General features: G+C 73.5%; 19 protein-coding genes. 9 read left to right on the forward strand and 10 right to left on the reverse strand.

The annotated features are described in order from the left end of the window. Nucleotides 1-172: 172 nt before the first annotated feature. On the forward strand, nt 173-502 hold the full coding sequence (locus tag O7635_RS28635; RefSeq protein WP_278083592.1) for a hypothetical protein: 330 nt from the start codon (nt 173-175) through the stop codon (nt 500-502). Nucleotides 503-605: 103 nt separating this feature from the next. Beyond that, nucleotides 606-755 (forward strand): hypothetical protein, encoded by a 150-nt coding sequence (locus O7635_RS28640; protein WP_278083593.1) that lies wholly within the window; start codon nt 606-608, stop codon nt 753-755. Here the strand turns inward: O7635_RS28640 and O7635_RS28645 are convergent. The 4 genes from O7635_RS28645 to O7635_RS28660 all read right to left on the reverse strand — a co-directional run bounded on the left by O7635_RS28645 (nt 752) and on the right by O7635_RS28660 (nt 5,099). Then, nucleotides 752-1,390, reverse strand: coding sequence for a dihydrofolate reductase family protein (locus tag O7635_RS28645; RefSeq protein WP_278083594.1), 639 nt, complete (start codon nt 1,388-1,390; stop codon nt 752-754). The two genes, O7635_RS28640 and O7635_RS28645, sit on opposite strands and share 4 nt — an antisense overlap. 51 nt (nt 1,391-1,441) lie before the next feature. Further along, a complete protein-coding gene (locus O7635_RS28650) occupies nt 1,442-2,026 on the reverse strand; it encodes a DUF6597 domain-containing transcriptional factor (protein ID WP_278083595.1) in 585 nt (194 codons plus the stop codon). Between the two features lie 104 nt (nt 2,027-2,130). Beyond that, the gene (locus tag O7635_RS28655) at nt 2,131-3,753 is read right to left on the reverse strand and encodes a glycoside hydrolase family 9 protein (RefSeq protein ID WP_278083596.1); all 1,623 of its coding nucleotides are present in this window, start codon (nt 3,751-3,753) and stop codon (nt 2,131-2,133) included. Next, nucleotides 3,750-5,099, reverse strand: a complete 1,350-nt coding sequence (locus O7635_RS28660; RefSeq protein ID WP_278083597.1) for an AI-2E family transporter — start codon at nt 5,097-5,099, stop codon at nt 3,750-3,752. The genes O7635_RS28655 and O7635_RS28660 overlap by 4 nt, the downstream gene beginning before the upstream one ends. Before the next feature lie 117 nt (nt 5,100-5,216). Between O7635_RS28660 and O7635_RS28665 the strand changes: the two genes are divergently transcribed. The 4 genes from O7635_RS28665 to O7635_RS28680 are packed head-to-tail and all read left to right on the forward strand — an operon-like array spanning nt 5,217 to nt 9,127. After that, nucleotides 5,217-5,954 carry an ABC transporter ATP-binding protein gene (locus O7635_RS28665; protein ID WP_278083598.1) on the forward strand — a complete coding sequence of 246 codons (738 nt, stop codon included), beginning with the start codon at nt 5,217-5,219 and terminating at the stop codon, nt 5,952-5,954. Further along, a complete protein-coding gene (locus O7635_RS28670) occupies nt 5,951-7,258 on the forward strand; it encodes an ABC transporter permease (RefSeq protein WP_278083599.1) in 1,308 nt (435 codons plus the stop codon). The genes O7635_RS28665 and O7635_RS28670 overlap by 4 nt, the downstream gene beginning before the upstream one ends. Next, on the forward strand, nt 7,255-8,472 hold the full coding sequence (locus tag O7635_RS28675) for a sensor domain-containing protein (protein WP_278083600.1): 1,218 nt from the start codon (nt 7,255-7,257) through the stop codon (nt 8,470-8,472). The genes O7635_RS28670 and O7635_RS28675 overlap by 4 nt, the downstream gene beginning before the upstream one ends. Before the next feature lies 1 nt (nt 8,473). Then, nucleotides 8,474-9,127, forward strand: coding sequence for a response regulator transcription factor (locus tag O7635_RS28680; protein ID WP_278083601.1), 654 nt, complete (start codon nt 8,474-8,476; stop codon nt 9,125-9,127). Nucleotides 9,128-9,405: 278 nt separating this feature from the next. Here the strand turns inward: O7635_RS28680 and O7635_RS28685 are convergent, their stop codons facing one another. Continuing rightward, entirely contained in the window at nt 9,406-10,053 is a 648-nt protein-coding gene (locus O7635_RS28685; protein WP_278083602.1) for an SDR family oxidoreductase, read from the reverse strand. 10 nt (nt 10,054-10,063) lie between these two features. After that, nucleotides 10,064-10,849, reverse strand: coding sequence for a helix-turn-helix domain-containing protein (locus tag O7635_RS28690; RefSeq protein ID WP_278083603.1), 786 nt, complete (start codon nt 10,847-10,849; stop codon nt 10,064-10,066). 63 nt (nt 10,850-10,912) lie between these two features. Here O7635_RS28690 and O7635_RS28695 point away from each other — a divergent pair, with 63 nt between their 5' ends. After that, the gene (locus O7635_RS28695; RefSeq protein WP_278083604.1) at nt 10,913-11,488 is read left to right on the forward strand and encodes a TIGR03086 family metal-binding protein; all 576 of its coding nucleotides are present in this window, start codon (nt 10,913-10,915) and stop codon (nt 11,486-11,488) included. A gap of 97 nt (nt 11,489-11,585) precedes the next feature. Then, entirely contained in the window at nt 11,586-14,552 is a 2,967-nt protein-coding gene (locus O7635_RS28700) for a glycosyl hydrolase (RefSeq protein WP_278083605.1), read from the forward strand. 19 nt (nt 14,553-14,571) lie between these two features. Here the strand turns inward: O7635_RS28700 and O7635_RS28705 are convergent, their stop codons facing one another. Genes O7635_RS28705 through O7635_RS28720 form a run of 4 tightly spaced genes read right to left on the reverse strand, consistent with a single transcriptional unit; the run spans nt 14,572 to nt 17,151 of the window. Continuing rightward, entirely contained in the window at nt 14,572-14,910 is a 339-nt protein-coding gene (locus O7635_RS28705; protein WP_278083606.1) for a DUF952 domain-containing protein, read from the reverse strand. Then, entirely contained in the window at nt 14,907-15,464 is a 558-nt protein-coding gene (locus O7635_RS28710) for a GNAT family N-acetyltransferase (protein ID WP_278083607.1), read from the reverse strand. The genes O7635_RS28705 and O7635_RS28710 overlap by 4 nt, the downstream gene beginning before the upstream one ends. 11 nt (nt 15,465-15,475) lie before the next feature. Further along, nucleotides 15,476-16,306, reverse strand: coding sequence for an ABC transporter permease (locus O7635_RS28715; RefSeq protein WP_278083608.1), 831 nt, complete (start codon nt 16,304-16,306; stop codon nt 15,476-15,478). After that, on the reverse strand, nt 16,303-17,151 hold the full coding sequence (locus O7635_RS28720) for an ABC transporter ATP-binding protein (RefSeq protein ID WP_278083609.1): 849 nt from the start codon (nt 17,149-17,151) through the stop codon (nt 16,303-16,305). Before O7635_RS28720 ends, O7635_RS28715 begins: the two co-directional genes overlap by 4 nt. A gap of 145 nt (nt 17,152-17,296) precedes the next feature. Here O7635_RS28720 and O7635_RS28725 point away from each other — a divergent pair, with 145 nt between their 5' ends. Next, a complete protein-coding gene (locus O7635_RS28725) occupies nt 17,297-18,202 on the forward strand; it encodes a MarR family transcriptional regulator (protein WP_278083610.1) in 906 nt (301 codons plus the stop codon). Nucleotides 18,203-18,237 lie beyond the last annotated feature (35 nt).

The raw sequence follows: 18,237 nt of genomic DNA on the forward strand, positions 1-18,237 counted from the left end.
CCAGGCCGCGGCGATCTTCAGCGTCACCGCGCAATCCTTCCATCCTGGCGCAGACTGCCTGCGTTCTCAGCGTGGCTGGGCGTCCAGGAAGCGCAGGAACGCGCGGACGCGGCGTCTCGGAGGAGGGTCGGGGACCGGGCAGCGCCCCGGTAGGAACCGTATGGTGCCTTCCATGCCCGAACTCGGCCAGTACGACCGTTACCAACGGGATGCCGCTGTGCTTGCCACCCTTGGAAAGAGCCTCCTAGTGGACATGCCCCGTATCGCGGTGCGCATTCCGGTCGAACTTGCGGACGCCGCGTCGGCCGCGTGGAGCCGTGACGAACTCGACGAGACGCGCGGCGAAACGCCCGAGCAGGAGAGGCTGCGCTCCCTCGCCGGCGACCTGGCGCTCGTCGGCCTCGCCATTGAAGAGCGGGGCCAGCGTTCGAAGGCGTGGGTGAACGTCACTCTTGATGCGGCAGTCTTCGCGTCCGCGATCCGCGCCTCCGAGGACACCTGAACCGGTTCTTAGGTCGGGCCGAACCGTCCCTGGACGACGACTTCGAGGTCTACCTGGAGGCCAAGAGCGCGGCCGACGCCGCGGTCCGCGGCACCGATCTGGAGTGGACCGCAGCAGCATCCCCCGCGCCGACGTCGCCGCGTCCCTGGCCGCCGTCGTCACGGGCAACCTGGCGGTCCGTCGCCAGTTCGAACTGACGGGCGGCGACACGCCGATCACCGAGGCGATCGCCGCGCTGTCGACCAGCGCTTAGCGACGCACCCTGAACCGCAGGTGCAGCACCCGCTCGCCCTGCACGACCACGTGGGGATCCTCGAGCAGGTGCTGGCCGTCGATGCGGCCGAAGTAGCGTTTGCCGGACCCGAACACCACGGGCACCACATCCATCGCCACCTCGTCCACGAGGCCGGCCGCGAGGATCTGGCTGCCCACCTCGCCGGCGTTCACCGCGATGGTCCGCTCCCCGGCCAACTCCTGGGCACGATCGATCGCGGCCCGCACGCTGCCGACGAAGTGGTACGACGCCTCGGGGTGCCAACCGTCAGGCTTGGGCCGGTGGGAGACGACCACCACGTGGTCTCCCGTCGGCGGGCTACCCTCCCAGCCGTTCACCAGGTCGAACAGGCGGCGGCCCTGAACGATCACGCCGATCGAGGCCCACATCGCCCGGACGTACTCCGCCGACGCCCGGGAGACCTTGAACCCGCTCCCCGACCCGGAGTGGTCGAACCGCTGGTCACCGTCCCCGGTGATCGGAGTGTTCCCGCTGAAGTACCAGTCGTGCAGCGGCCCGACGTCGTCGTTGTCGTCGGCGATGAAACCGTCCACCGACACACGTTGTGCATGATCACCGTGCCCACAGGCTCTCCTCGCAATCGCTTGCCGCATCAGCACCCGATCGTGCCGCCCGCGGCGGCGGGAGCGCATGTAAGAAATCAATCAACCGGCATGGGACCGTTGTCGGGTGGGAATCCCGGCTCGGCGGGGAACCGACGCCGCAAGGCCAGGTACTCCGTCGGAGTATGGCCGGTGAAGTCCCTGAACTCCCTGCCGAAGTAGGCCCGGTGGAAATAGCCCGCCGCGTGCCTTGAACAGCGTGGCCAGATGATTGCCACTCACGCCGACCGCACCAGCGAGAGCACCGACCTGCGCCGCGCCGTGCGACGCCGCCAAGCGTTGGCCAGTGTGCAGCACCAGGTCCAGTCCACGCGACGGTTCTTCGGCAAGTCGCGACCGCAGCTCCGCCTCCAGGACCCGCAAGGTTTCGGTGGCCGACGCGAGATCGCCGACCTGGTTGCGGATCCGGTCCGAACTCCGCCGCCAGACGGCGTCGGCCGACAACCATCGGTCCCCCAGTTCCGCGGCGGGCACGTCGACGAACGGCGACATGCCCCACGGCTTGAAATGCACACCGACCAGCCGCACGCGCGAGGGGTACTCCATGAGGAAGCGCCGGGTCCGGACGCCCATGAACCACGCATCGGTGAGCACTGCCGGCGGCGCCGAGGGGTCTCCGTCCCACATACGGACGGGATCGCCCAGGTTGATGAACAGTGGTCAGGCAGTAGATGTCGTCGGTGAACCGGTCCAGCGGCGGGGCGGGCACCCGGCTGACGTAATCCATGGACTCAGTGTGGCAAGGCGAGATACGTCGCGACGTAGGCCAGCGGTGCGTTCCAGCGGATGCAGATGTCGTTCGTCGTTTCCGATGTGGGCTCGTCGAGGTAGTGGGCCTGCGGCGGCAGGCCACGCAGGCGCGGGTCGCTCGGGAAGCCAGCAGTCTCGACCGAGTTGGCCCCGCCGGCCAGCGCGCCCGGTGGCGGGGGCGGCAGGGACGGGTCGAGGTCGTGGCCGAACTGCCGCGTTCGCAGGTGGGCGGTGGCGTCCGTGCCGTAGCCGGTGACGTAGCTCTGCCCGAGCGCGTTGCGGCCGAACAGGTAGTCGACGCCCGTCGCCACCGCGTCCCGGTAGCGCCGGTCGCCGGTGAGCTCGTGCGCCGTCGCCAGGACGACGAGGTTATTGAGGATGCGGCCGTTCGAGCCCCACTGCCAGCCCGTCGCCGGGGCGTAGGGCTGGCCCCACGGCTGCGCGCGTTGGAGGTCCAGCAGGCGCTCCGCGGCCGCGCGGACATCGTCGGACAGCCGGCCCGTCGCGGTCGCGACGTCCAGGGCCGCCGGTGCACCGACCCGGTCGTAGTCGAAACCGTCGAGGTCGAACTCCTGCGGCGGCACCGCGTACGGCGAACCGGTCGCCAGCCCCAACTCGGTGGCCGCCCACGCGAAATCGTCGGCCAGCCACGGATCGCCGTACGGCCCGCCGCCGTGCCGGCCCTCGTCGTCCGGCGCGATCAGGTCGGGATGGGCGCGGGCGGCGCGATACGCGGTGCGGGCGACGGCCAACAGCTTGTCGTCGTCTAACAGTCGAGCGCCCATAGCCGCGACCGCCGCCATGTGCAGGGTCGCCGCCGTGGACGGTCGGTGGAGGACCCGCGTCGTCGGATCCTCGTGCGCGAACCCTGGCATCGGCGACCACGTGCTGCCGTGCACCCGGTGGAACGCCATGCCCGCGTACGGCTGACCCGGCGGCACCTGCATGCGCACCAGCCAGTCGAGCTGCCAGCGGCACTCCTCGACGACCTCGGACTCGGTCACCAGTCCCGCCCGGGCGGCGGCCGGGTGACGGCGCAACAGCCGCAGCAGGTTCAGCAGCTGCCAGAGGGCGATGCTGCCGCTGACCACGTACTTGCCGTAGTCGCCCGCGTCGTACCAGCCGCCCGAGACGTCGAACGCTCCGCTCGGCCGCCAGCCGGGATACAGCTCGGCGCAGCAGGGAACCGCGACGTCGCCGAGATGCCCGGCCGGTCGCCCGTACCCCGGCGCTCGTTGCTCGTCGATCTCGCAGCCCGAACGCAGCAGGTAGAAGAGCCGGAACGCGTCCCGGCTCAAACGGTCGTAAAGGTCCGGGGCGATCCGGAACGGGTGGCTGCGATCCGCGCCGACCAGCAGCCGATAGCCGTCGCCGACCGTGTCGAGGGCGGTCAGGTCCAGGACGTGGACCGACACGCCGGACGTCGGCTCGGGTCGCGGCGACCACGGCGCAGAACGCCCCTGCAACGCGACCGCACCGCTCGAGGCCCGCACCGTGAACGGCGCGGGTTCGAGGGCGTCGGTGATCCAGGTCGCCCGCTTCGGCGCGCCCGGCCGGTAGCCCACCTGGTTGACGCGCACCCGCGGGCGCACGCGATCGGTCACTCGCGGCGCGGTGTCGCGTCGACGGACGACTCGACCGGTGGCGGGTTCGCCGGGTCGGCGGCCTCGGCCCGGTCCTCCACCCGGTCCTCCGCCTCCGCCTCGTCGTCGTCCGTCGGTTCCGTGCCCGGTGGCTCGCGGTCCGGTGTCGGTTCGCCGCTCGGATGGTCGGCCAGGTAGCGCACCGCCGTGTTGGCGACCGCCAGGATCGGCACGGCGACCAGGCCGCCGACGATGCCGCCGACCACGATGCCGGTGGCGATCGCCAGGATGACCGAGAGCGGGTGCAGCGCGACCGCCCGACCCATGATCAGCGGCTGCAGGACGTGCCCTTCGAGCTGTTGTACGCCGATGACGATGGCCAGCACGATCAGCGCGCTGATCGGCCCCTGGGTGACCAGCGCGACCAGCACGGCCACGGCGCCCGTGACGGTGGCGCCGACGACCGGGATGAACGCGCCGAGGAAGACCAGGGCGGCCAGCGGCAGCGCGAGCGGGATCCGGAGGATCGCCAGGCCGATGCCGATGCCGACCGCGTCGACGAAGGCGACCAGGACGGTGGCCCGCACGTACGAGACGAGGGTGTGCCACGAGTAGTGGCCGGCCCGGGCGACCGGGACGCGGGCGCCGCGGGGCAGCAGCCGGCACAGGAACGTCCAGATCTGCTCGCCGTCGCGCAGGTAGAAGAAGAGCGTGAACAGGGCCAGGAAGAAGCCGGTGGCGACCTCGCCGATGGTGGTCGCCGTGCTGAGCGCGCCGGTGAACAGGCTGTCCCGGTTGTCCATGAACTGCCGCTGCAGCTGCTCGATGCCGTCGCTGACCTGGGCCTGCGACAGGTGCAGCGGGCTGCGGGCGAGCCAGTCCTGCACCTCGTCGATGCCCTGCCCGACCTGGTCGGAGAGGTTGTCGAACTGTGAGATGAACGTCTGGATGATCAGGCTGAGCCCGCCGAAGACGACGATCAGGCCACCGATCAGCACCAGCGCCGCGGCCAGCGACTTGTTCATGCCCCGCCGTCGCATGGCGGCGGCGACCGGCTCGAGCAGCGCCGCGAGCAGGATCGCGACGACGACCGGGATGAGCACCACCCGGAGGAGCCCCATGACCCGCAGCAGGAGGTACGCGGCCGCGACGAACAGGATGATCCGCCACGCCCAGGCCCCGGCCAGGCGGATGCCGCGGGGTATGCCGTCGTCGACCGTCGGCGCCTTGTCGACCACCACGACGGGAGCGGCGCTGGGCGGCGGCGCCAAACGCTGGTTGGGGGTGAAGGGCGGCGGCGCGCCGCGCCGGCCCGCTGTGCTCAGGGTGGTGCGCGCCCGCTGGCGGACCGAGTCGACCCACGTCATGCCGCATGCGTTGCCCTGCGGAGGGTCGCCGGAAACCACGAAGGTGCGGTGGACCGCACCACGGTCGGGCGGCCGGCCCGGTCGATCAGGCCGCCACAGCCGGCGAGGCTGGTCGGCATGGATGACGCGCCGGTGGTGGCTGAGGGTCTGGGACGGCGGTACGGCGAGCGGTTGTGGGCGTTGCGGGACGTCTCGCTGGCCGTACCCTCGGGGCAGTTCGTGGCCGTGATGGGCGCGACCGGGTCGGGCAAGAGCACGCTGCTGCACTGCCTGGCGGGGCTCGACCGGCCGACCACGGGTCGGGTGCGGCTGGCCGGCCGCGACCTCACCCGGCTGCGCGAGGCGGCGGTGACCCGGCTGCGGCGGGACCGGGTCGGTTTCGTCTTCCAGTCCTACAACCTGCTCTCCACGCTCACCGTGGCCCGCAACGTCCTGCTCCCGGCCCGGCTCGGCGGCCCGAGGGCCAGCCGGGCCGACGTCGAGGCGATGCTCGAGGCGGTGGGGCTCGGCGGGCTCGGTGACCGGCCGGTCGGCGACCTGTCCGGCGGGCAGCGCCAGCGGGTAGCGGTGGCCCGGGCGTTGATCACCCGGCCGGCCGTCGTGTTCGCGGACGAGCCGATGGGCGCGCTCGACCCGACGACCGGCGGCCAGGTGCTGCGGCTGCTGCGGGCGGCCGTCGAGCGCGACGGCGTGACGGTGGTCATGGTCAGCCACGACCCGGTCGCGGCCGCGCACAGCGACCGGCTGCTGCTGTTGCGGGCCGGCCGGCTGGTCGCGGACACGCGTACGCCGGATGCTTCGACCATCGCCGAGCTGTTGCGCAACGTGACGGAGCCCGCGGCGGTGCCGGCGTGAGGGCGGGGATCGCGGCGCAGGCCCTGCGCGCCCACCGCTGGGCCTTCGCGGGCCCGGCCAGCACCCAGCTCGTCGCCGCGGTGGTCATGACCGCGACCCTGACGGTACGCGTGTCCGTGCCCGACGCGACCGGCGACCTGGCCGACGCGCTGACCGCCTTCGCGCTGATCGCGGTCTATCTCACGGTGCTGCTGGTCGGCGTCACGATGAACGCGGCGATCGCCCAGCAGGCCATGGACGTGGCGCTGCTCCGCGCGGTCGGCGCGACCCCGGCCCGGATCCGGCGCGCGGTCGCCCTGGAGGCCGCCGCGGTCGCCGTGCCGGCCGGGGTCGCCGGGTACCTGCGCGGCCTGCTGGCCGGCTGGGCCTGGCTCGGCCTGCTGGTCGACCACGGCATCGCGCCGCCGGACGCCCGCTTCGCGCCGGAACCGCTCCTGCTGCCACCCGTCGTCGCGGTGCTCGTGCTGACCTCGGCGCTCGGTGGGCTGATCGCCGCGATCCGCCCCTCCCGGGTCCGGCCCGCCGTGGCGCTCGCCGACGCGGCCACCCGGCGCGCTCGGTTCACCGCGGTCCGGGTCGGCCTCGGGCTGCTGCTGGTCGCCGGCGGCGGAACCCTTTCGGTGCTGATCGCCGGCCTGGCGGCGGACGCGGCCGACGACGCGGCGTTCTTCGTGATGCTCGCGCTGTGCACCGGCGTGGGCCTGCTCGGGCCGTTCGTGCTGCGGGCCACGATCGGGCTGGCCCGCCCACTGCTCCGGCTGGCCGGCGGGACCGGGCGGCTCGCCGCCGACAGCGTCGCCGTGCTGTCGCGGTCGCTGTCCGGCGCCCTGGTCCCGCTGGTGCTCGCGGTCGCGTTCGCCGGCGTCAAGGTCGCGGCGCACACCACCACGGCCCACGTGACCGGGTTCGCCGGGCCGGCCGCGGAGGTCTGGCTGGACTACTCGGGCACCGCGGTGTACTGCCTGTTCGCCGCCGTCGCCGCGGTCAACACGCTAATAACGGTCATGGTCGGGCGGCGCCGGGACCTCGCCCTGCTGGGCCTGGCCGGCGCCACCCGGCGGCACGTGCTGGCCGTGGTGATCTGCGAAGCTGGCATCGTGACGCTCACCGGGCTGGTCCTCGCCGCCGTGGTCGCGGCCGTGACGGTCACGCCGATCGTGCGCACGGCGCTGGGCGCGTGGCCCTACGTGCCGCCGGCCACGCTGGCCCTGGGCGTCCTCGCCACCGCCGCGGTGGTCGCCGCCGGCACGGTGCTGCCCGCCGCGCTGCTCACCCGGGGCCGCCCCGTCGAGGCCGTCGGTTGACGGCGGTCCTGCTCGCCCCGTTCACCGGCCGCACGTGGCGGATGGTCGGCTACGCGTACGCCAGCCTGCTCCTCGCCGCCCCCGCCGTGCTCGTGCCGGCGGCCCTGCTGGTCGCGGCCCCGCTGGCGCTGACCGTGATCGGGCTGCCGCTCCTGGTCGGATTGCTGCTGCTGGCCCGCCACCTGCCCGGCTGGTTCGGTGCGGTGGCCCGCCCGCTGCTCGGCTGGGACCTGCCGCCGCCACCGCCGCTGGAGGGCCGCACGGTGGTCGCCCGGGCGCGGGAGGTGCTGGTCGACGACCGGGCCTGGCGAGCCGCGGTGTACGCGTTCGTCAAGGCGCCGCTGGCCTTCGTCACCGCCTACCTGACCCTGCTCGGCACCGTCTTCGGCGTCGCGCTGCTGACCTCGCCGGCGTGGTGGTCAGCGGGCGAGCTCGCAGAGCTGGGTGTCGACCGGCGGCTCGACACGGCGTACGTGGTGGCGATCGGCGTGGCCGCCTTGTTCGTCTTCCCGTGGGTGCTGCGCGGCCTGGTCGCCGTCGACCGGAGCCTGGCCACCCTGCTGCTCGGCCGCGGGCGCGCCGCCGAGCGGATCGACGAGCTCGTCACCAGCCGGGCGGCGCTGACCGCCGACGCGGCCACCACCCTGCGCCGGCTGGAACGCGACCTGCACGACGGCACCCAGGCCCGGTTGGTGGCGCTGGGCATGACGCTCGGGCGGATCGAGAAGCGGCTGGGCCCCGCCGACGGGGAGGCGGCCGAGCTGGTCGACGGAGCACGCGCGGCGGTGACGGACGCGCTCGACGAGTTGCGGGAGATCGTCCGGGGCATCCACCCGCCGGCTCTGGACGCCGGGCTGCCGACCGCGCTGGGCACGCTCGCCGCCCGCAGCGGCCTGCCGGTGTCGGTGTCGGTCGCCCTGGACCGGCCACCACCGCCGGACGCGGCCGCCACCCTCTATTTCACGGCGGCCGAGCTGCTCAGCAACGCCACCCGGCACGCGGGCGCCAGCACGGTGCGGCTGTCGCTCACGTCCGCCGACGGTTGGATACGGTTGGTCGTGACCGACGACGGCCGCGGCGGCGCGGCACCCTCCACAATGGGCTCCGGCCTGCGCGGCCTGATCGCCCGCGCCCAGGCCCTCGACGGCCGCCTCGACGTGACCAGCCCCGACGGCGGCCCGACCACCGTCACGATGACCCTGCCGGCGGCCTGACATGCGGGTGGTGATCGCGGAGGACAACGCCCTGATGCGCGACGGCATGGCGGCCCTGCTGACCGACCACGAGGTCTCGGTGGTGGCCACGGTGGCGGACGCGGCCGGCCTGGTGGCCGCGGTCGATACGCACCGGCCGGACGTGGCCATCGTCGACGTGCGCATGCCGCCGACCTTCACGGACGAAGGCGTACGGGCCGCGATCGCCATCCGCGCCGCCCACCCGGCCGTCGGCGTGCTGGTGTTCTCACAGTGGGTCGAGACGGTGTACGCGCACCAACTGCTCCGCGACCACCCGGAGCGCGTGGGCTACCTGCTGAAGGACCGCATCGTCAGCACGGCCGCCTTCCTGGACGCCCTGCACCGCATAGCCGACGGCGGCGTGGCCCTGGACCCGGAGGTGATCCGGCAGCTGCTGTCGGCGCCCACTGTGGACGCCGGCCTGGCCCGACTCACGGCGCGGGAGCGGGAGATCCTGGCCCTGGTGGCGGAGGGCCGCTCCAACACGGCCATCGCCGCTGACCTGCACCTGGCGAGCCGCAGCGTCGAGAAGCACGTGACCGCCATCTTCACGAAACTCGACCTGCCGCCGACAACGGAGGACCACCGCCGCGTCCGCGCGGTCCTACGCTTCCTGGACGCCCAGCCACGCTGAGAAGCCGGTCCCGGTCGCTGATCGCGTCAACTTTGGAGCTGGGCTTACCGCGGTCTACCGGACTCGGCTCGTCAGATACCCGTTTCACCGCCCGCAGGTGCATCGCGTCGATACTGGCTCGCGACCAGTCGATCTGGTCTGCGGCGCCGACGGCCGGACCGGTCCGCCGTGGGGGGTGACCACGGTCGGGCAGAGTCGGCGAGTTGCCGCCCTGCCGCTGTGCGGGTTGACCAGGCCGGACCGTCGGCAGCCGTGATCGCGTAACATCGTCGGCTGTCCTACAGCGCCGCGATCGCCTCGGGGATCGGGGTGTCGCCGCCCGTCAGTTCGAACTGGCGACGGACCGCCAGGTTGCCCGTGACGACGGCGGCCAGGGACGCGGCGACGTCGGCGCGGGGGATGCTGCTGCGGGTCACCGTTTCGGCGACCGTCACCTTGCCCGTGCCGGGCTTGTCGGTGAAGCCGTCCGGGCGCAGGATCGTCCACTCCAGATCGGTGCCGCGGACCGCCGCGTCGGCCGCGCTCTTGGCCTCCAGGTAGACCTCGAAGTCGTCGTCCAGCGACGGGTCGAAGTCGTCGGCGCCGATCGCGGACAGCAGCACGTAGCGGCGTACGCCGGCCGTCTCCGCCGCGCGGGCCAGGAGGATCGCCGCGTCCCGGTCGACCGTCCACTTGCGGGCCGGGCCACTGCCCGGGCCCGCGCCCGCCGCGAAGACCACCGCGTCCGCGCCCATGAGGGCCGCGGCGACCTCGTCGCGGGTCGCCCGTTCCAGGTCGAGGACGACCGGCTCGGCGCCGGTGGCGACCACGTCGTCCGTCTGGGCGGCGTTGCGGAAGATGGCGACGGGGGTGTGCCCGGCGTCGGCGAGCTGCCGGCTGAGCAGCCGGGCCACCTGGCCGTGGCCGCCGGCGATGACGATCCTCATACCCGCGACGCTACGCCTGACCCGGCTGCGCGCGGGCGTAGCGGGCCGGTGGCTCGCCGACCACGGCGGTGAAGTCGCGGGTCAGGTGGGCCTGGTCGGCATAGCCGAGGCGGGCGGCCAGGGCGGCCACGTCGAGGCCGTCGCCCTGGGCCGAGGCGGCGGCCGCGGCCTCGTGCAGCCGGTAGCGGCGGATCACCCACTTCGGCCCGACGCCCACGTGCTCGGCGAAGAGGCGCTGCATCCGGCGGGCGCCGATGCCGAACGCGTCGACGAGATGGTCGACCCGGGTGATCGTCGAGTCGTCGGCGGCCCGGGCCATGATCGCCTCCACCGTCTCGGCGACCGGGTCGGGCGCGGTCGGGGCCTGCGCGACCAGGAAGCGGTCCAGCAGCGCGGTCGCGGCCGCGTCGTCAGCGGCGAGGATCTCCGCGGCAGGCACGCCGGCGCCGAACACCTCCTCGACCCGCAGCGACCGGTCCGTGATCGTCGCGACGGGGGCGCCGAGGAACGGCCGGAAGCCGGTCGCCCGGAACCGCGCGCCGAACACCCGGCCCACGCCCGACAGCACCTCGGTGAAGCGGCCGCGCGGCACACCGGTGACCCGGCACCGGCCGGGCAGGAACGTCATGTTCACCGCCGGGTACGGGAGCACCCGCTGCTCGTGCGGCGCCCGCCCCCGCAGGTCCCAGTGGATGACCCAGTAGTGCGCCACGAACGGCGCGAGCGCGGCGGCCGGCGGCCGGGTGCTGAACCGGAACGCCTGGTGCGCCCGCCCGGCGTGCAGGATTCCCGGCATCGGCCCAGCGTATGTCGCGTTTGTTCAAGCCTCCCCGGCACCCGGAGCCCTAGCGTGGGCCACATGCAGTTCGACACCGTGATCTCCCACGCCGCCCGGCAGACCGGGGCGGTCCTCCGCGACGTCCAGGCCGGTCAGCTCGCCGCGCCCACGCCCTGCGTCGACTGGGACGTCCGCACGCTGGTCAACCACGTGCTCCAGGTCGGGACGGCGCTGGCGCTGGCGGCCCGGGGCGGTCCGGTGCCCAGCGAGCTGTGGACCACGGAGCTCGTCGACGACAGCTTCGCCGAACGGTTCGCCGCGGACGCCGACGCCGCGGCGGCCGGCTGGGCGGTCGCCCCGGCGGCCCCGATCACCTTCGGCGCGTACGAGATGCCGCCCGCGACCGTCGCCTCGATGCTGGCCACCGACCTGACCATCCACGGCTGGGACCTGGCCCGCGCGACCGGCCAGGACTACCGGCCGGACCCGTCGGCGGTGGACCTGAGCACCCGGTTCATGACCGAGATGGGGGAGCAGGGGCGGGCGATGGGCGCGTTCGGCGGGCCGGTCCCGGTGGCGCCGGACGCCGGGGCGTTCGCGGCGGTCCTGGCGGCCAGCGGGCGCGACCCGGAGTGGCGGCCGGGTTCCGCTCCCTGAGAGCGCTCTCTCACGGGCTGAGAGGCCATTGACATCTGCCGCTGGGTTTGGTGACCTGCTCAGCAACAGAACGCCCCCGACCGTCCCCGGAGGCTCCATGAAACCGTTCTCTCGCCGGGCCCGTGCGTCCGCGGCCGTGCTGGCCGTGGCGCTCGTGAGCACCGTGCTCTCCTTCACCATGCTCGACCGGGCCGGCGCCGCACCCCTGGGCGCCGGCAGCTACGCCACCACCCGTCCGGCCGGCGCCGCGGCCCCCGTGGCCTGCGCCGGCGTGTCCGCCAACCCCCGCCTCTACGTCACCGCCAACGCCCCGGCCGGCGCGGTGCCGACCAACGACTGGTGGTCGTCGCTGCTCTACAAGCGCGACAACGTCGGCTGCCAGTACTCCGCGCCCCTGCACGCGCACCCGATGTCGTTCCAGCCGGGCGCCGACGGCCTCGGCGTCTCCTACACCACCACGCCGTCGATCTCCGGCACGCCGACGACCGTGGGGGAGTACCACTACTCGTACAGCCGGGAGTTCACCCTCGGTGTCGCCGGGCTCAGCTCGCCCGACGTGAAGGTGGACGGCTGGACCGACTGGACGGTCTCGCCCTACTGGTCCGGCAACGGGCGCACGCTGCGGGCCACCATCGGGCACGGGCTGCCGTTCGTGTACGCCCAGGTGACCGGCGGCAACGCCCAGCTCGGCTTCCCGGGCACGCCGGCGGTCTGGCTCAACTCCGGCAACCGGGTCGGCTTCACCATGCGCGGGCACGACTACGTCGCCTACGCGCCGGCCGGGGCCGCCTGGACCGTCAGCGGCACGACCATCACGTCCACATTGGCCGGTCGCGGCTACTACTCGGTGGCGCTGCTGCCCACCACGACCTCGACGCCGGCCGCCGAGCGCACCGCGCTGGCCGACAGCTGGGCCGCGTACGCACACCGGCACGTCACCGGCACCACGGTGAGCTGGGCCTACAACCAGTCCACCAGCACCGTCAACGCCACCTACGCGTTCACCACCACCGCGCGCGAGGGCGCCGGCGGTGGCACCGTGGTGAGCCTCTACCCGCACCAGTGGAAGAACCTGGCGTCCGGCACGCCGATCTCGCCGACCTACGTGTCGGCCCGCGGTCCGATGCGGACACTGGTCGGCGTCTCCTCGTTCACCACCGCCACGCGCTTCAACGGCGTGCTGCCCGAGGTCCCGGCCGTCGCCACGTCGACCGGCGGCGACCTGACCACCCTCGGCACGTTGCTGGACCAGGTGGCCAACGGCGACCCGATGGCCGGCGTCGGCAACGACACCTACTGGACCGGCAAGGGTCTCGGCCGGGCCGCGCGCCTCGCCGAGATCGCCGACCAGCTCGGCCGCACCGCGCAGCGCGACCGCATGCTGGCCGCCATCCGCACCCGGCTCACCGACTGGTTCACCGCCTCGCCGGGCAAGACCCAACGGGTCTTCGCGTACGACGGCGCCTGGGGCACGCTGGTCGGCTACCCGGCCTCGTACGGGTCGGACACCGAGCTCAACGACCACCACTTCCACTACGGCTACTTCATCGCGGCGGCCGCCACCCTGGCCCGGTTCGACCCCGGCTGGGCGGCCCAGTCGCAGTACGGCGCGATGGTCAACCTGTTGATCCGCGACGCCAACAGCTGGCAGCGGACCGACCCGATGTTCCCGTTCCTGCGCGACTTCGACATCTACGCCGGTCACGACTGGGCCTCCGGCCACGCCGCGTTCGGCGCCGGCAACAACCAGGAGTCGTCGTCGGAGGGGATGAACTTCGCCAACGCCCTGATCCAGTGGGGCATCGCGACGGGCCAGACCGCGATCCGCGACGCCGGCCTGTTCATCTACACCACCCAGGCCCAGGCCATCCAGGAGTACTGGTTCGACTCGTCCGACACCAACTACCCGGCCGCGTTCGGGCACAGCACCGTCGGCATGGTCTGGGGCGACGGCGGCGCGTACGCCACCTGGTTCAGCGGCGAGCCCGAGATGATCCAGGGCATCAACCTGCTGCCCATCACCGGCGGCTCGCTCTATCTGGGCCAGCGGCCGTCCTATGTGAACACCAACTGGGACGAGCTGGTCCGCAACAACGGCGGGCAACCGACGGTGTGGCAGGACGTGCTCTGGTCGTTCCGGGCACTCGGGGCCAACGGGGCCGGTGACGCCGCGCTGGCGGCGCTGCGGGCCAACCCCAACTACCCGCCGGAGGACGGCGAGACGCGGGCCCACACGTTCCACTGGGTGCGCAACGTCGCCGCGCTCGGCACCGTCGACACCACCGTCACCGCGGACACGCCGTTGCACGCGGTGTTCACCAAGAACGGCGCCCGCACCTATGTGGCGACCAACGTGTCGGCGAACCCGCTGACCGTCCGCTTCTCCGACGGCCGCACGCTGACCGTGCCGGCGGGGCGGACCGCCACCACCGGCGCGTTCACCTGGAGCGGCGGCGGCGGGGTGGCGAACCCACCCACCGGCGAGCCGAGCAACCCGCCGACCAGCAACCCACCGACCAGCAACCCACCGACCGGTGAGCCGAGTAACCCGCCGACCAGCAACCCGCCGGTGGGCTCCAACCGGCTGTTCGTGCGCTCCGGCGGCCTGCTCTCCACGTCGGCCGGCGGCGGCGCGGCCACCGTCACGCTGGCGGCGGCCAACGGCAACTGGGACGGCACACCGCACAACCCGGCGACGTTCAACCTGTGCGGGCTGCGCGGGCCGGTCAGCGGGGCCACGGCGTTCCAGCTGCACGTCGACGCCGGTGGCGCCGTCGCGCAGGGTGTCCAGGCCCGGGTCTCCTACGACCCCAACGGCACGGGGAGCTTCAGCCGGGTGGAGACCTACCACTACTTCGCCACGGATCCGGTGCCCGGCACCGAGTCCTACACGCAGGCGGTCGGGCTGCGCTCGTCGTCGGGCACGTTGGCCGCGATGAACGGCGGCTGCGTGCGGCTGGAGGTCTGGAACGCGATCGGCAACGCGTCGACGACGATCCGGGTCGACGCGACCAGCACCGAAGGGCGGCAGTCGACGGTCACGGCGCCGTTCACCGTCTCCTGAGGAGGGTCGGCCGCGGCGCTCACGGCAGCGCCGCGGCCACCGCCTCGTCGACCGGGATGTCGTCCCGCAGGGTGATGACGGCGACCACCGCGTGCAGCGGCATCGGCCCGTAGAGGTGCGGGAAGAGCGCGCCGCCGCGCGAGGGTTCCCAGCGCAGCTCGGAGCCGAGCACGTCCGGGTCGACGCTGAGCATCGTCAGGCCGGTCTGGCCCCCGAACACCCGGGCCGCCGTCTCCACCACCTGGTCGGCGGCGGAGAAGTGGATGAAGCCGTCGCCCTTGTCGAACTCGGAGCCCGCGTAGACGCCGGCGGCCTCGGCGGCGCGCCACTCCGCGGTGGTCAGCAGCTTGTAGATCACGCGGAGGAGCCTACCGGCGCGGTCGGCACCCAGAAGCGCAGCTTGCCGTCGCGCTCGTCCTCCAGCACACCGCCGTTGCGCTCGATGGCCTTGCGGGAGCCGACGTTGTCGACGTCGCAGGTGACCAGCGCCGCTTGGATGCCCAGCGCGCGGGCGACGGGCCGGGCCGCGGCCAGCATGGCGGTGGCGTGCCCGCGCAGCCGGGCCGACGGCCGCACGTCGTAGCCGATGTGGCCGCCGCGGTCCAGCAGCTGCTGGTTGAGCCGGTGCCGGATGGCGAGCCGGCCCAGGTAGTCCGCGCCGTCGAGCCACCACAGCGTGGTCGAGGGCACGAAGTGCGCGGGCCGGGGCGTCTCCTCCAGCGCTTCGGCCCGCAGCGCGGCGACGTACTCCGCGAACACGCCGGGGTCGGCCCAGCGGTCCGCGTACGTCCGGATCTCGCGGCCGATCATCGTGTCGTCGTCGGGGCCGCCGCGGCCCTCGGCCTGGAACTCGGCCATGGCGGCGAGGTAGGAGACGTGGACGTCGGTGGTGGGTGGCAGCAACGAAGGCACGCCCGATCCTGTCATCCGACCCGCTGGAGCGCGCGCTCGCGTCGGGCCGCCACCAGCGAGCCGGACTCCCGCCGGGCCATCCGGCGCAGCACCACCGGAGCCAGCAGCAGGCCGGCCACCGCCCAGGCCGACAGCACCCCGAGCGTCTCCAGGTGGCGCCACGAGTCGCCGATCTCGACCGCGACCGCGGTGTCCGGCAGCAGCGCCGCGCGCATGCCGAGCCCCAGCCAGTAGAACGGGAAGACCTGGGCGATCGCCTGCAGCCAGCCGGGCAGCGCGGCCAGCGGGTAGAAGATGCCGGAGATGCCGACCAGCGCCAGGATCGGCAGGGTGAGCAGCCCTTGCGCCCGGGCGGTGCCCAAGGCGGCGCCGAGCACGACGCCCAGCGGCAGGGTCGCGACCATGGCCAGGGCGAGCAGGGCCACGACGGTGAGCCAGGTGCCGGCGCCGCCGGTGACCAGACCCGGCACCAGCAGGGCGGCCGGCGCGAGGAAGACGGCCAGGTCGACCAGGAGACCGCCACCGACCAGGAGCAACGTGCCCAGGACGTACGCGGGCAGGCCGTGCGGGGTGGCTTTGGCCCGCAGCAGCGTGCCGTCCTCGCGGTCGGCGGTGAGCTGCTGGCTCAGCGAGACCATGCCGAGGGCGGCGTTCATGCCGAGGATGCTCGGGACGGCCAGGGCGCCGACCGAGAAGCCGCCGAAGTCCCGGCCCCGCAGGGCGACCGCGGCGCCGACCATCAGCAGCGGCCAGAAGAGGTGGGCGAACAGCTCGGCGCCGTTGGTGAACGACTGGCGGAGCAGGATCAGGCCCCGCTGCCAACCGTTGCGAAACGCGATCATGCCGTCGCTCCCGTGGTCTCGGCCCGGTGGACGAGCGCCAGGTAGGTCTGCTCCAGTGAGGCGCGGTGGACCTCGAGCTCCACGACGTCGGGGTCGGTGAGCAGGTCGCGTACGAACGCCGTGGAATCGCTCGTCGACCGGCGCAGCCGCTCGTCGCCGCGCCGCCAACGCACCTCGTCGGCACCGACGATCGCCCGGGCCAGCTCCGCCGCCGTCCCGTCGGCCACCACGCGACCGCCGTCGAGGATGACGATCCGGTCGGCGAGCCGCTCGGCCTCGTCGAGGTCGTGCGTGGTGAGCAGCACCGTGGTGTCGAGGCCGGTCACGAGGTCGTGGAACTCGCGGCGGGCGACCGGGTCGAAGCCGGCGGTCGGCTCGTCGAGGAACAGCACGTCGGGCCGGCCGACCACGCCGATCGCGACGTCGAGGCGGCGGCGCTGCCCACCGGAGAGCGTCCGGATCTTCTGACCGGCCTGGTCCGTGAGCCCCACCGCGGCCAGCAGCGCGTCGACCGGCCATGGGCGCGGGTAGTAGCCGGCCAGGTGCGCGAGCAGCTCGCCGACCCGCCACTTGGCGTGGTCGCGCCAGGACTGCAGCACGACGCCCACCCGGGCCCGCCACGCGTCGCCGCCGCGCATCGGATCGGCGCCGAGCACGGCGACCCGACCCGCCGTGCGCTGCCGGAAGCCCTCGAGGATCTCGATCGTCGTGGTCTTGCCGGCGCCGTTGGGGCCGAGCAGCGCGACCGTCTCGCCGGCCGCGACCTGGAATGTCACGTCGTGCAGCACCTCGGTCGCGCCGTAGCGCATCCGGACGCCGTCGACGTCGATGACCGTCGTCGTCATACCGGCGGACGGTAGGCTTCGTTTCCGGGGCCGTCAACGCTAGAGTCGTTGCCTGACAACGGAATCGGCCAATCATTGCAATGGCGCTGCGCGGAAACGCAACGGGCGTTGCAATGGGCTTCTGGTGAACGCAACGGAGGGCGCCATGCCCGGCGGCAGGCTCACGCACGACGAGCGGGTGGCGATCGCGGCCGGGCTGGCCGAGGGCTACGGCTACGCCGAGATCGCCCGCGGCCTCGACCGGCCGACCTCGACCGTGACCCGCGAGGTGGCCCGCAACGGCGGCGCGCGCGGCTACACCGCCGACCGGGCGCACCGGGCGACCGCCCGGCGGGCCCGGCGCCGACCGCCGGCCGGTCCACCGGCCACCACGGCCGCCGACCGGCAGGCGTTCGTCGAGGAGTTCGCGGTGATCCTGGCCGCGGCCGGCATGCCCCGCATGGTCGCCCGGGTGCTGTCGTGCCTCTACACCAGCGACGACGGCGCGCTCACCGCCGCGGAGCTCGTGGAGCGGCTGCGGGTCAGCCCGGCCGCGGTGTCCAAGGCGGTCGGCTACCTCGCCGGCCTCGACCTCGTGCGGCGCGAGCGGGCGGGGCGGCGGGACCGCTACGTCGTCGACGACGACGTCTGGCTGCGGGCGTGGGAGGGGAGCGCGCGTACCCACCTGGTCTGGGCTGAGGCCGCGGAGCGGGGCGCGGGGGTGTTCGGCCGGGACACGGCGGCCGGCGCGCGCCTGGCCGACCTGGCCGGTTTCTTCGGGCGCCTCGGCGACGACATGTCGGGTGGGCCGTCCGACGCCGCGGTCGCCGACGTGCTGACGGTCGCGGCGGCCCTGGTGCACGCCGGCGTGCCGGTGCGGCCCGCCGATCTGGCGGCCGGGCTCGGCTGGCCGCCGGCGCGCGTCCGTGACGCGATCCACGACGCCGTTCGCCGCCCCGATCTCACGGGACCGGTTCTGATTCGCCGTACGCGCTCGGGACTTTATCTGGCATTGCCCCGACTGACCGAAGCGGAACAGAAAGCATTGACTGCCGCCGTTCGGTCATCGTGACATCACCGTGCGGTTTCTGGCCGAACGTGGCATGG

The sequence above is a fragment of the Asanoa sp. WMMD1127 genome, assembly GCF_029626225.1.
Classification (GTDB): Bacteria; Actinomycetota; Actinomycetes; order Mycobacteriales; family Micromonosporaceae; genus Asanoa.